The sequence below is a fragment of the Bacillus sp. FSL R5-0431 genome, from assembly GCF_038002985.1.
Lineage (GTDB): Bacteria > Bacillota > Bacilli > Bacillales > Bacillaceae > Bacillus.
Genome location: NZ_JBBOOG010000001.1, coordinates 2,728,695 through 2,740,516, shown reverse-complemented (window position 1 = coordinate 2,740,516; position 11,822 = coordinate 2,728,695). Strand labels below are relative to the sequence as shown.

The following is an 11,822-nucleotide window of genomic DNA, read 5'->3' as shown; positions in this document are numbered from 1 at the left end:
CAATGGCTGATCAATTAACCGTAACAACACTATATGCACGTCAACAAATGGCAAAGGCAAGAGCAGAAGGAACAAAACTCACAAAAGTCGTCAAAATGGCATTTGGAAATGGCGGGACGAAGGATGGGAAACCAATTTCACTAGACGGAACTGAACAAAAACTCAAAAAAGAACTAGTCCAAAAAGAGATTGATTCGTTTACCTTCATGGAACCAGCAAAAATCCGCTACACTTGCACGATCGCCGAAGGAGAACTTGCAGGAGAAGTCATCAACGAACTAGCACTTGTCGACGAAGCCGGCAAATTCACCGCCATCCGCACCATGACAGACAAACAAAAAGACGGCGACATCGAATTTGTTTTTGAGATTGATGATATTTATTAAAGGAGGGGAATGAAATGGACATCAAATCACCTTTACCGTTTGAAACCTCTGACAAAGCACATGCCAACTTATTTAACCGGATGGTCGACACACTAGTAGAGAATGACAATGCGCTCAGCCAACAGATAGAGGGAATCACCAATGAAAGCTTATTTAAACTAACAGGCGATCAAGCCATTCAAGATGCATCAGTCAGCGGTGAGGAATATCCAAATGGCATTACGTTCATGGATATTGGACAAGCGAATGATACCGGATATCCTACGAGATTTGGCTTTGTGAAAAATGAAAAATATAGTAACTTTCGATTTGTTCAATATTACTATGGGACTGGAAACGAAGCGGGCAGTTATTTTGATAGCACAGGTACATGGTGCCGTCATTGGTGGACGGGGTCTGGCTGGACTGAATGGCACAAAATCTCTGGGTTCTGTCATGCCAACATAGGTACAACTGGGAAGCAGTTATTAACCAAAGGAGAGTATCAAAAAGTCCTTTTTAATCGAAAAATAAAAGACAGTCATAACAATTTTGATATCAAAAATAATCGTTTCATCTGCCCTGAGAGCGGAATGTATTCAGTGAATGCAGGTGTTTATATTGAAAGCTTTCAACGATACGCAAACTTTGAATTATCGATCTACTTAAATGGAAGAAGATATAAAAATATTGCACATGAAAGACAAAGTCCAACAAGCCCATCTGATACGTTGAGCTTAAGTATGGGACTTTATGGTACTGCCAATGTACCGGCTAATAAAGGGGACTATTTAGAAATGTACCTATATGTAGGATATGACGGAGATGTTAGCCGTTATGTATCTGAAAATTCAGACTGGTATAACTATTTCGACATCACAGAAATAGGCGGCAGAAATTTCTCGAGAGTATAGGAGGATTCTATGATTTTATATGAAGCTATTAAATATAAATACCCCGATGCCGACCCGCAAAAGGACTTTGAACTTAGAAATGACGGAGACGGTTCGTATATTAACGAGTGGCATCTAGATGTGCCAAAGCCAACGACAGAAGAATTGAAAGAATGGTGGGAGGAATCTCAAATCAATCCAAGGTATCAACCACCTCTTCCGCTAGATTATCTAGCACAAGAAGTAGCCAAAGAAAAGCTAATGAGAAAACAGCTTGAACATCAATGTGATCATCTAACAAACGAACTAAAAGCGTTAAAAAATGAGATCCTTTTATATAAAGGAGAGAGTGAATCATGAATTATTGGGTAATGGCATTATATTTTCAATGGGTGACCCCTGAATTGGTCAAACAAGCAGTGGAACTAGGTGATTGTTCAATGGAAGATCTAAATACAGGGTACGAGCAAAGGATGCTCACTCTAGAGCAGCTGCAAGAAATTAAACCAAGCTTCAAAGAAAGGGAGTGAAAACTAAATGGAAATAAAAGAACCCAAACCTTTTGAGATAAATGATAAAGCACATGCCGATTTATTTAATGACATGGTCAAAGTACTTCTTGAAAATGATCATGGATTAATAGAGCAGTTCTTAAAACATACAAATGATGCGAGAGCACATGCATCTGAAACAGAAAAGAAGAAATGGAATCAAGCCCAGCTATATAAATTGACAAATGATAACGGATCCCAGTTAATCAATATCCCAGCTGGCGGCAGCATTTATAACGGGATTAAATCGTTGGGTGCCTGCTCTTTCTATGCCCAAGGGGGTTCTGGAGTAGTCGATTCTCCTGCTATAGGTAATGCTGCATTAAGAGGCTTTCAGCTAGTAGGTCAAAATAATATCGGCGTAGGAATCGCAATTGACACATCAAGCAATGTATTTTGTTTTTCCTATCATGAGAATGACATTGCGATCAATTGGCTGCAAATGCCTACTCAAAATGAAAAAAATAAATGGGACGCAGGGCAATTATCTAAAATTACCGCTGACGATGGAAAAGCATACGAAAGAATTAATGCAAACGATCCTAGTATTTTAGATAAACTCATCAAATTACCGGGCGTGCATTCTTGGTATATCCACGAAGCACATCCTGATTTGCCCACAAGAAGTTCTATGAGAGCTTTATCAGTCTTTAGTGAAAATACCTATGGCTGGATTATTGGGGCAAACAATACAGGTGATGTGTACATCAATCGATCCACGACAGATGTTACCGGTACTCAGCAAGAATGGAGCGGATGGAAGAGGTTGAATGAGCATTCGTTATTGAAGGCGAATGGAAATAGAATGCTTATCCCTACTGGTACAGATATATTAACGCTGCCATCTGGCTTTTATTATGTCTCTGGAACGAACGCAGTGAATATGCCATCAACAACCGATGCTTCGTGGTTTAATGTAGATATTATAGAAACGGGAAATAACCGCAAAACATTTCATGTTAGTCGAAGCTACGATAATAGCCATTGGTACGGAACTACTCATACAGATGGGGTTTTCAGAGGATGGAAACAGCTAATGACAAATGCTGAGTTTGAAAATGTCACGTGGCTTAGTGTTACCTTAGATAAAAGTTCATCTATAGGGGATAGAGCAGTTGAATATGTGAAATGGGGAAATTTATTATTGCTGAGAGGCCACCTAAAAGCAAATAGAGAAGTCATTTGTGGATGGATTCCAGCTGCGGGTTTACCGGAGAAAGGTCTTGTAGTATCAGTTCCAGTATCAGGTACAACGGGTCATAGTAAATTACTTATATATAAGACAGGAGAGCTAAAGCTAACTGGTTTACTGGCAGCGAATGACAGTGCGGTAACTGGCTACTATTTAGACACGGTCGTCCCATTAAATTAAGGAAGTGATAAAAATGATACTAGCTTATGAATACAATCATCAAAATGAATTGGTCAGACCTATCGAAGTGTTCGAAAGGGATGATGAAGGCAATTATATCATTCCAGACCAATGTACAACTATTGCACCACCCAATAATCCTTCTTTTTATAAAGCTACATTTGATGTGGAAAAACAACAATGGTATGAATCAGCGACACAGGAGTATATAGATAGCCTAAAGCCAGCACCTCTCCCGTCAAGTGATATAGAACTTTTAAAGAAACAAAATGCTTTGTTATCAAAACAATTAACGCAGTTATTGGCTATGCAGAAAGGGGGGAAATCAGAATGATGTTTCCAACTGTAGCGGATATTAAACAATTCTGGGACTGGCAATGTTACGGACCAGAGGACATTGCATTTTATGTAAGCATTGGCTGGATCTCGGCAGACGACTACCAAGATATAACTGGAGAAATGTACAAAGCCTAATGGCTTTATTTTTTTGCCGGAAAGAAGGTGATTTCAAATGGAAGTAGATGTCGTCCAAAACTTAATGACACAAGGCCCATTTGCCGTTCTCTTTTGCTGGATTCTGTTTTATGTTCTCAACACAACAAAAGAAAGAGAAAGTAAACTCAATGAGCAAATCGAGGCGCAAAATGAAGTGTTAGCAAAGTTTAGTGAGAAGTATGACGTCGTGATCGATAAACTCGACAAAATTGAACGGAATTTAAAATAGGAGGAAAAAATTATGAAAACATTCGACAAAGGCACTGTGATTCGCACAGTGCTTCTTTTTATTGCTCTCATCAATCAAACGCTTGTCATGTTTGGACAGACGGTGCTGCCGATTAGTGAGGAGCAAGTACAAACCGCCGGTGAGGCACTATATGTAGCAGGTTCCACCATTTTTACGATGGTGACAGCTATTATCGCTTGGTTTAAAAACAATTATGTGACCTACAAAGGTCAATTACAAAAAGATACCCTGAAACAAAGAGGGCTAACAAAATAATAGTTGAAGGAGAAACAATATGGTCAATATCATTCAAGCCTACATTCCAAAACACAACCGCAACAGACCAGGAAATAGGATGAAGCCTCTCTATATTACGGTGCATAATACCTCTAACACTGCAAAAGGTGCAAATGCGGGGAGTCACGCTGCATTTGTTGCACGTTCAAGTACTGGGGTCAGCTGGCATTACACTGTCGATGATCAGGTCATTTATCAGCATTTACCGTTAAACGAGAACGGCTGGCACGCAGGCGATGGCAGGGGCACTGGCAATATGAAATCAATCGGAATTGAAATTTGTGAAAATACAGACGGCAATTTTGAACAAGCAGTCGAAAATGCTCAATGGCTCATTCGGAAACTGATGGGCGATTTGGGGATTCCTTTATCAAATGTAGTGCCCCATAAACATTGGAGCGGGAAAGAATGTCCAAGGAAACTGCTCGGACGATGGGATCAATTTAAAGCTGGAATAGCTACAGCTCATACCGGCAGCAAAAGCACAAGAAAGCCAGTCCGAACAGAAAGCTTGAGCCACAAAGCACCCGTAACCAAACAGAAATCGTCAAATCTGCCATCTGGCATTTTAAAAATAACCAAGCCCTTGACAAAAGGATCTCAAGTGACAGCCGTGCAAAAAGCCTTATCTTCCCTCTATTTTTACCCAGACAAAGGAGCAAAAAACAATGGGATTGATGGCTATTATGGACCGAAAACAGCGAATGCCGTTAAGCGATTCCAGCTCATGAACGGCTTAGCGGCAGACGGGATTTACGGACCAAAGACGAAGAATAAAATGGAACAATTGCTGAAAAAGTGATCATTCATAAAGTGCTATCAGCAGGTGAAGGGATTTTTCCTTGCTGATAGCTAATAAAAAATGACATCATTTGTGATATAATCGACCGAATCTATCATAAGGGGAGAGTAAAATGAAAAAGGAACTGTTCCAAGTCATCATGCTGTCAGTGCTGCTCATCTATTTCATTTATCACGGAATGACGAGCGATTTCCCTGTGCCTTACACAATCATTCTCATCACGGCTTATCTCTCTGTGATCGCGTACCGGATCATAAAGATATTAAGGTTAAGAAAAAACAAAGAACAAACACAACTGTAAGAAATATATACATAAAAAAACCATCCTTGATTTCTCAAGAATGGTTTTTCGTATGGAGCATAGCGGGATCGAACCGCTGACCTCTACGCTGCCAGCGTAGCGCTCTCCCAGCTGAGCTAATGCCCCGAAGTATGACGACATAATTTATTATAATCAATCCTCCTGTAAAATTCAAGCTGTAAAACGCAAACATATCGCCTATTTATCTTTCTGATCAATCGGAATATAGTCGAAGATCTCCCCTGATTGTACAGAGTCCGCTAAGCGTCTCAGCCAGTCATAATAGGCTTTCGAGCTTTCAAGCTGTTCAAGAAGCTGCTGCACTTCCTCTCTTACATGTTCCTCCAGTTGTTCATCACGCGCCACCTCTTGAAGCCGCTCTTGCGCTTCTTCAATCGCCGCTAAATTGACCTCGACCTCTCGTTCCCATTTTTGCGGAAAGAAGTTCGTGAAAAACTTAAAAAAGTCTTTTTCAGCAACAAAGCTGTGTTTTCTTCGGCCTCGGTGAAACGTCTTTTTGACAATGTTCATGTCTTGCAGTTTTTTCACACCCGTACTCATACTTGGCTTGCTCATTTGCAGCTCTTCACGCATTTCATCAAGCGTCATTTCCTCATTTAAATACATGGTCCCATAGAGAATACCTGCACTTCGTGTAATGCCATAGAGATCCATCGTTTCAGCTATGGAATCAATGACTAGATCTTTAGCAGCTAAAATACGATCTTCTGCTTGTGGCTGTTCCTGCTTTTTCATCTTGTCCCTGCTTTCTATTAAGAGAATTCAATACGTTCAAAAAAATCTTTATGGACTATATGTTAACGAAAGAATACAAAATGTCAAAATAAATGAAGCCTATCTCCCTTTGACAGAAAAATTTGAACATGATAAGTTAATTATGTTCAAAACGTTAAATTTTTATTTAACAAACTTACCAAAGAGAATCAGAGGAGGTTCCTTCTATGAGTCAAACACTATTTATAGATGGGCAATGGGTTGGCGCCAAAAGTGGTGACACACGGGATATCATCAACCCATTTAATCAAGAAGTGATCGCGACAGTCAGCGAAGGATCAAGAAATGATGCGCAGCTAGCCATCAAAGCAGCGAGAAAAGCCTTCGATCAAGGGGACTGGGCAAACCAGCCTGGACTTGAAAGAGGAAATATGGTGTTTAAGATTGCTGAGTTGATTAGACGTGATCTTGATGAACTAGCCAAATTGGAATCGCTTGATACTGGTAAAACATTAGAGGAAAGCAAAGCAGATATGGACGATATTGCGAACGTGTTCCAATATTACGCAGGTCTGGCTGACAAAGATGGCGGGGAAATCATTGCGTCACCAATCCCGAACTCAAAAAGTGAATTAGTCAGAGAGCCAGTCGGTGTATGCGGGCAAATCACTCCTTGGAACTATCCATTGCTTCAAGCAAGCTGGAAAATCGCTCCTGCTCTTGCAGCGGGGAACACAATCGTTTTAAAACCAAGTGAAATTACACCACTCACCACGATCAAAATATTCAAACTCATGGAAGAAGCAGGCATTCCAGCAGGAGTTGCAAACCTAGTCCTTGGACCAGGGGCAACGGTTGGCGATGAGCTTGCTGTGAATGAACATGTAGATTTGATTTCATTTACAGGCGGTATTGAAACAGGCAAGAAAATTATGCAGGGAGCCAGTGGGAATGTGAAGAAAATCGCCCTTGAGCTCGGCGGGAAAAATCCGAATATTGTGTTTCAAGATGCTGATTTAGACGTAGCGGTTGACCAGGCAATGAATGCTGTGTTTTTCCATGCAGGGCAAGTATGTTCAGCAGGTTCACGTTTGCTAGTGGAAGAATCCATTCATGATGAATTTTTAGAAGAACTGGTGAAGCGTACGAAAAAAATCAAGCTAGGCAACGGCTTTGATGAAGAAACCCAAAGCGGGCCGCTCATCTCAGCTGAGCATCGAGAAAAAGTAGAGAAATACGTCAGCATTGGGTTAGATGAAGGCGCAAGATTAGAAACAGGCGGAAAAAGACCTGACGCAGAGGAGCTTTCAAATGGGTTCTTCTACTTGCCAACGATTTTCTCAGGCTGTACGTCAGAGATGCGGATTGTCCAAGAAGAAGTCTTTGGCCCAGTATTGACAGTCGAATCCTTCCGAACAGAGGAAGAAGTGATCGAGCTGGCAAATGATACGATTTATGGATTAGCAGGAGCTGTGTGGTCTTCTGATATTGGAAAAGCCGAAAGAGTGGCTCGTCAATTAAGATTAGGCACAGTTTGGATCAATGATTTCCATCCTTATTTCGCTCAAGCACCTTGGGGTGGATATAAGCAGTCAGGTCTTGGACGTGAATTAGGACGCACCGGACTTGAGGAATATACGGAACTGAAGCATGTATATCGAAATACGAAACCTGAAGAGGTTCATTGGTTTAAATAAATATCACACATTTGGAGGAGATTCTATATGACATTAAATATGAAAATTGAAAGCATGCAGAAATTCCACACATTTGAAATCCCGACTGTCATCAAACATGGCATCGGTGCAGTGAAACATGTTGGGGAAGAAGTGAAAGCATACGGTGTCTCGAAGGTATTGCTTGTAACAGACCCTGGTATTTATCAAGCGGGCGTAGTAGACCCAGTGGTTGCTTCATTAAAAGAAGCACAAATCGATGTGATCCTATTTGATAAAGTAGAGCCAAACCCGCCAGTTCGTTTAGTGAATGAAGGATCTGCGTTATATGAAAAAGAAGGCTGTAATGGATTAGTCGCTGTAGGCGGCGGAAGCTCAATGGATACAGCGAAGGCAATCGGAGTAGAGGTGACTCATAAAGGCTCAGTCCTTGATTACGAAGCGGCAGAGGGAAAAAAACCGCTTGAAAACAGAATCCCACCTTTAACCACCATTCCGACCACGGCTGGTACAGGTTCAGAAGTTACGCAGTGGGCAGTGATTACGGATGAAGAAAGAGAATTTAAATTCAACACAGGTGGACCACTCATTGCAGCTCACCTCACAGTGATTGACCCAGAGCTTCATGTATCCATGCCTCCTCATGTGACAGCAATGACTGGAATTGATGCGCTTGCTCACGCTATCGAATGCTATACAATGAAATTTGCTCAGCCCATTACAGATGCGGTAGCGCTCATGGCCATTGAATATGCTGCTCATTATATCCGCCGTGCCTTTGCCGATGGCGAAGACCTGGAAGCGAGATATGGAATGGCACAAGCTGCAATGCTTGCCGGGCTTTCTTATGGAAGCGAGTCAGCTGGAGCTGCACATGCGATGAGTCAAACACTCGGAGGCATTATTCCTGTAGCGCATGGCCAGTGTGTAGCAGCAATGATGGGACCGGTGATGGAGTATAACTGGAAAGGGTATCCGGAAAAATTCGCTCGTATTGCGCAAGCGTTCGGCATTGATACAAGCAGAATGTCTACAGAGGAAGCAGCAAAAGCTGCTGTGAACTGGATGTATGATTTAGTGGAAGATCTAGAAGTTCCTTCATTAGAAGAACAAGGTGTATCAAAAGATATGATTGACCGTTTATCTAAAGAAGCAATGAAAGATCCGCAAACAATTGGAAACCCAAGAGATCTAAATGAAAAAGCGTACAACTGGATTTATGCTCGCTGTTTTGATCTAACACCTAAAACAGTGTAACAATGAAAAAAGGCTCCCAAAAGGGAGTCTTCTTTATGTCTTATAGCTGTTCTTTAATTTCTTTGATTTGATGAATATGACGTTTTTCGTGTGCGCCGATAAAATCAAGATATTGCTTAAGGGATAACTCTTCAAACACAGGGTGCGCAATGACACGTTTGAAATCATCCTCAGTAAACGTTGATAAAATTTGATTGAGCTGTTCACGAGCTGTATCGAGCTCATCCTTTAAATGTGTAGGTGTCACATGCTTGCATTCAGGCTCAACAATACTAGGTGCAGTGGCTTTTCTAGAACGGTCCTCTGCCATTTCCACCGGCTTTGGCTCATATTCCTTGATCGGTGCTTTTTTTCCCTCAGCAGCTAGATGTTTGGCTGCCATGAGATCCATCTTCTTTAAGTGATCTGTCACCTCTTGAATACTCCAAGTATCATCAGATAACTTTTGATTCAATTGTTCTTCGTTCAAACCTTGCAGCTCTTGCCACAATTCTTGTCTTGCCTCATGTAATAAACTCATTTTCATCACCTCAAGATCAAATTTTAACATAGTGGTACATGACAATCATTCTTGAGCTATCGGGGAATTCCTGTGAAGAATTGTGAGGAAATTTGAAACCTTTACAAAAGTGGTTCGTATTACCTGTTAGAAGGAATACATTGGAGGTGAGCATGGTCTAAATGAAACAAAGGCTGTTCATTTCATGAAGAAAGGGTGAGGAAGATGGATGTGTTCGGGCTGCCGCTTGAGACGCTGTATTTATACATATTGATGATATCAGGAATCCTGACACTAGTTTTCGTCTTTTTCGGCGATGTATTTGATGGATTGTTTGAAGCGATTCCTGTTTCATTCCTTCAACCAACATTGATCCTCGCATTTCTTACCTTTTTCTCGGCTGGAGGGTTTATCTCTGAAAAAACAGCAATTGTAGGGAGTGGACTTGGCGCAGTATTATCTGCCATCCTCGCAGTGGTCCTTGTGACCTGTTTGAATGTATTTGTCTTAGTCCCGCTTTCCTCTGCTGAAGAATCTCTTTCATATACAGAGGCCGACATAAAAGGAAGAACTGGGGAGATCATTGTATCTGTTCCAAAAGACGGGTTTGGAGAAGTGCTGTTAATTAGTAATAGCGGGAAAATCTCAAAGCCTGCCGTCAGTTTCGACGAAGAGGAGATTCCATATGGAACCCGGGTGCTGGTCGTCGAAGTGAACAAAGGCGTCTTATCAGTTATACCAAATGAAGAAATCTAGGAGGGAATGCTATGCCAGGAACAACCATTTTGATTATCATTGGAATTGTGCTTGTGATTCTTATTGCACTTATTGGTGTATTTGTTTCGAAATACCGGACAGCAGGTCCAGATGAAGCGTTAATTGTCACAGGAAGTTACCTAGGAAGTAAAAATGTCCACGTGGATGAAGGTGGAAACAAGATTAAGATTGTAAGAGGCGGAGGTACCTTTGTGCTCCCTGTTTTTCAACAAGCAGAGCCGCTCAGCTTACTATCTAGCAAGCTGGATGTTTCAACGCCTGAAGTCTATACCGAACAAGGTGTACCGGTCATGGCGGACGGAACGGCCATCATTAAAATTGGCGGATCGATTGAAGAAATTGCTACTGCTGCAGAGCAATTTTTAGGTAAAACAAAAGAAGACCGCGAAAACGAAGCGAGAGAAGTACTAGAAGGACACCTTCGCTCCATCTTAGGATCAATGACAGTCGAAGAGATTTATAAAAACAGAGAAAAATTTTCTCAAGAAGTACAGCGTGTCGCTTCTCAAGATTTAGCGAAAATGGGCCTCGTCATTGTGTCGTTCACGATCAAAGATGTCCGTGATAAAAATGGCTATTTAGAATCACTAGGTAAACCTAGAATTGCCCAAGTGAAACGCGATGCAGATATTGCAACAGCTGAAGCAGATAAAGAAACACGTATCAAACGTGCCGAAGCAGATAAAGATGCGAAGAAATCTGAGCTTGAGCGTGCTACTGAAATCGCTGAAGCAGAAAAGATCAATGAGCTGAAAAGAGCAGAATTCAGACGTGAACAGGATACAGCGAAAGCAAGCGCTGACCAAGCGTACGATTTAGAAACAGCTCGTAACCGTCAGCACGTAACTGAACAAGAAATGCAAGTGAAAATCATTGAACGTCAGAAGCAAATTGAATTAGAAGAAAAAGAGATCCAGCGTCGTGAGCGTCAATACGATTCTGAAGTGAAAAAGAAAGCAGATGCGGATCGTTATGCTGTTGAGCAGTCAGCTGCGGCGGAAAAAGCGAAACGCCTCGCTGAAGCAGATGCCAAGAAATACAGCATTGAAGCAATGGCAAAGGCAGAAGCTGAGAAAGTCCGAATTGACGGGCTTGCCAAAGCGGAAGCTGATCGTGCGAAAGGGGAAACCGAAGCAGAAGTCATTAGACTGAAAGGACTTGCGGAAGCCGAAGCGAAAGAGAAAATAGCTGAAGCATTCGAACAATATGGTCAGGCAGCGATCCTTGATATGATTGTGAAAATGCTTCCTGAATATGCGAAGCAAGTATCTGCACCACTTTCTAACATTGATAAAATTACTGTTGTGGATACGGGAGGTAACGGCGAAGGCAGCGGTGCCAATAAAGTCACAGGCTATGCTACAAACCTCATGTCCAGTTTACAAGAAAGCTTGAAAGCATCTTCAGGAATCGATGTCAAAGAAATTATTGAGAACTTTTCCGGTAAAGGCAATGTGAAGCAAAGCATTCAGGAACTAACGAATGAAATCAAACAGCCAAGAAAAAAAGAGATCGCTGATCATCAAATAGAAGAATAAAATGAATAGACACCTTCCATCAGAAGGTGTCTATT

Annotated in this window: 17 protein-coding genes and 1 tRNA gene; 15 read left to right on the top strand and 3 right to left on the bottom strand. The window is 41.5% G+C overall.

Features of this window, described 5'->3' with window-relative positions; translation table 11 throughout:
* Positions 1–2: 2 nt before the first annotated feature.
* The 11 genes from MKZ03_RS14155 (at position 3) to MKZ03_RS14105 (ending at position 5,305) form a co-directional block, all read left to right on the top strand.
* On the top strand, positions 3–386 hold the full coding sequence (locus tag MKZ03_RS14155) for a phage tail-collar fiber domain-containing protein (protein WP_003212666.1): 384 nt from the start codon (positions 3–5) through the stop codon (positions 384–386).
* 14 nt (positions 387–400) lie between these two features.
* Entirely contained in the window at positions 401–1,279 is an 879-nt protein-coding gene (locus MKZ03_RS14150) for a hypothetical protein (protein ID WP_341032182.1), read from the top strand.
* Positions 1,280–1,288: 9 nt separating this feature from the next.
* Entirely contained in the window at positions 1,289–1,618 is a 330-nt protein-coding gene (locus MKZ03_RS14145; RefSeq protein ID WP_341032180.1) for an XkdW family protein, read from the top strand.
* Complete coding sequence (locus MKZ03_RS14140; RefSeq protein WP_095285864.1) at positions 1,615–1,788, top strand: XkdX family protein; 174 nt, start codon at positions 1,615–1,617, stop codon at positions 1,786–1,788. Before MKZ03_RS14145 ends, MKZ03_RS14140 begins: the two co-directional genes overlap by 4 nt.
* Before the next feature lie 7 nt (positions 1,789–1,795).
* Positions 1,796–3,181: a hypothetical protein gene (locus MKZ03_RS14135; RefSeq protein ID WP_341032178.1), complete on the top strand. Its 1,386-nt coding sequence runs from the start codon at positions 1,796–1,798 to the stop codon at positions 3,179–3,181.
* A gap of 13 nt (positions 3,182–3,194) precedes the next feature.
* Entirely contained in the window at positions 3,195–3,515 is a 321-nt protein-coding gene (locus tag MKZ03_RS14130; RefSeq protein ID WP_216454704.1) for a hypothetical protein, read from the top strand.
* A complete protein-coding gene (locus tag MKZ03_RS14125) occupies positions 3,512–3,655 on the top strand; it encodes an XkdX family protein (RefSeq protein ID WP_189318196.1) in 144 nt (47 codons plus the stop codon). Before MKZ03_RS14130 ends, MKZ03_RS14125 begins: the two co-directional genes overlap by 4 nt.
* A 37-nt stretch (positions 3,656–3,692) precedes the next feature.
* Positions 3,693–3,905 carry a BhlA/UviB family holin-like peptide gene (locus MKZ03_RS14120; protein ID WP_034659732.1) on the top strand — a complete coding sequence of 71 codons (213 nt, stop codon included), beginning with the start codon at positions 3,693–3,695 and terminating at the stop codon, positions 3,903–3,905.
* Positions 3,906–3,917: 12 nt separating this feature from the next.
* Positions 3,918–4,181, top strand: a complete 264-nt coding sequence (locus MKZ03_RS14115; protein WP_003212734.1) for a phage holin — start codon at positions 3,918–3,920, stop codon at positions 4,179–4,181.
* Between the two features lie 19 nt (positions 4,182–4,200).
* Entirely contained in the window at positions 4,201–5,004 is an 804-nt protein-coding gene (locus MKZ03_RS14110; protein WP_340973595.1) for a peptidoglycan recognition protein family protein, read from the top strand.
* A 112-nt stretch (positions 5,005–5,116) separates the two neighbouring features.
* Entirely contained in the window at positions 5,117–5,305 is a 189-nt protein-coding gene (locus MKZ03_RS14105; RefSeq protein WP_340973594.1) for a hypothetical protein, read from the top strand.
* A gap of 53 nt (positions 5,306–5,358) precedes the next feature.
* On the opposite strand, the gene MKZ03_RS14100 is transcribed toward MKZ03_RS14105, so the two are convergent.
* Both MKZ03_RS14100 and cudC read right to left on the bottom strand, forming a co-directional pair.
* Positions 5,359–5,431, bottom strand: a tRNA-Ala gene (locus MKZ03_RS14100).
* Between the two features lie 72 nt (positions 5,432–5,503).
* On the bottom strand, positions 5,504–6,061 hold the full coding sequence (gene cudC / locus MKZ03_RS14095; protein ID WP_341032176.1) for a choline uptake/conversion transcriptional regulator CudC: 558 nt from the start codon (positions 6,059–6,061) through the stop codon (positions 5,504–5,506).
* Between the two features lie 206 nt (positions 6,062–6,267).
* On the opposite strand from cudC, the gene betB reads away from it, so the two are divergent.
* Together betB and MKZ03_RS14085 are read left to right on the top strand one after the other, a co-directional pair.
* Positions 6,268–7,737 (top strand): betaine-aldehyde dehydrogenase, encoded by a 1,470-nt coding sequence (betB, locus tag MKZ03_RS14090; RefSeq protein ID WP_341032174.1) that lies wholly within the window; start codon positions 6,268–6,270, stop codon positions 7,735–7,737.
* 27 nt (positions 7,738–7,764) lie between these two features.
* Positions 7,765–8,973 (top strand): iron-containing alcohol dehydrogenase, encoded by a 1,209-nt coding sequence (locus MKZ03_RS14085; protein ID WP_034659709.1) that lies wholly within the window; start codon positions 7,765–7,767, stop codon positions 8,971–8,973.
* 40 nt (positions 8,974–9,013) lie between these two features.
* Here MKZ03_RS14085 and MKZ03_RS14080 read toward each other — a convergent pair whose 3' ends face one another.
* On the bottom strand, positions 9,014–9,493 hold the full coding sequence (locus MKZ03_RS14080; protein ID WP_307500131.1) for a DinB family protein: 480 nt from the start codon (positions 9,491–9,493) through the stop codon (positions 9,014–9,016).
* A 204-nt stretch (positions 9,494–9,697) separates the two neighbouring features.
* Between MKZ03_RS14080 and MKZ03_RS14075 the strand changes: the two genes are divergently transcribed.
* Positions 9,698–10,228: a hypothetical protein gene (locus MKZ03_RS14075; protein WP_341032170.1), complete on the top strand. Its 531-nt coding sequence runs from the start codon at positions 9,698–9,700 to the stop codon at positions 10,226–10,228.
* An 11-nt stretch (positions 10,229–10,239) separates the two neighbouring features.
* A complete protein-coding gene (locus MKZ03_RS14070; RefSeq protein ID WP_034659707.1) occupies positions 10,240–11,787 on the top strand; it encodes a flotillin family protein in 1,548 nt (515 codons plus the stop codon).
* Positions 11,788–11,822 lie beyond the last annotated feature (35 nt).

Excerpts from the sequence above, each read along its gene's own strand:
- MKZ03_RS14155 (WP_003212666.1), top strand. The coding sequence starts at position 3 with ATGGCTGATCAATTAACCGTAACAACACTATATGCACGTCAACAAATG.
- MKZ03_RS14150 (WP_341032182.1), top strand. The coding sequence starts at position 401 with ATGGACATCAAATCACCTTTACCGTTTGAAACCTCTGACAAAGCACAT.
- MKZ03_RS14145 (WP_341032180.1), top strand. The coding sequence starts at position 1,289 with ATGATTTTATATGAAGCTATTAAATATAAATACCCCGATGCCGACCCG.
- MKZ03_RS14140 (WP_095285864.1), top strand. The coding sequence starts at position 1,615 with ATGAATTATTGGGTAATGGCATTATATTTTCAATGGGTGACCCCTGAA.
- MKZ03_RS14135 (WP_341032178.1), top strand. The coding sequence starts at position 1,796 with ATGGAAATAAAAGAACCCAAACCTTTTGAGATAAATGATAAAGCACAT.
- MKZ03_RS14130 (WP_216454704.1), top strand. The coding sequence starts at position 3,195 with ATGATACTAGCTTATGAATACAATCATCAAAATGAATTGGTCAGACCT.
- MKZ03_RS14125 (WP_189318196.1), top strand. The coding sequence starts at position 3,512 with ATGATGTTTCCAACTGTAGCGGATATTAAACAATTCTGGGACTGGCAA.
- MKZ03_RS14120 (WP_034659732.1), top strand. The coding sequence starts at position 3,693 with ATGGAAGTAGATGTCGTCCAAAACTTAATGACACAAGGCCCATTTGCC.
- MKZ03_RS14115 (WP_003212734.1), top strand. The coding sequence starts at position 3,918 with ATGAAAACATTCGACAAAGGCACTGTGATTCGCACAGTGCTTCTTTTT.
- MKZ03_RS14110 (WP_340973595.1), top strand. The coding sequence starts at position 4,201 with ATGGTCAATATCATTCAAGCCTACATTCCAAAACACAACCGCAACAGA.
- MKZ03_RS14105 (WP_340973594.1), top strand. The coding sequence starts at position 5,117 with ATGAAAAAGGAACTGTTCCAAGTCATCATGCTGTCAGTGCTGCTCATC.
- cudC (WP_341032176.1), bottom strand. The coding sequence starts at position 6,061 with ATGAAAAAGCAGGAACAGCCACAAGCAGAAGATCGTATTTTAGCTGCT.
- betB (WP_341032174.1), top strand. The coding sequence starts at position 6,268 with ATGAGTCAAACACTATTTATAGATGGGCAATGGGTTGGCGCCAAAAGT.
- MKZ03_RS14085 (WP_034659709.1), top strand. The coding sequence starts at position 7,765 with ATGACATTAAATATGAAAATTGAAAGCATGCAGAAATTCCACACATTT.
- MKZ03_RS14080 (WP_307500131.1), bottom strand. The coding sequence starts at position 9,493 with ATGAGTTTATTACATGAGGCAAGACAAGAATTGTGGCAAGAGCTGCAA.
- MKZ03_RS14075 (WP_341032170.1), top strand. The coding sequence starts at position 9,698 with ATGGATGTGTTCGGGCTGCCGCTTGAGACGCTGTATTTATACATATTG.
- MKZ03_RS14070 (WP_034659707.1), top strand. The coding sequence starts at position 10,240 with ATGCCAGGAACAACCATTTTGATTATCATTGGAATTGTGCTTGTGATT.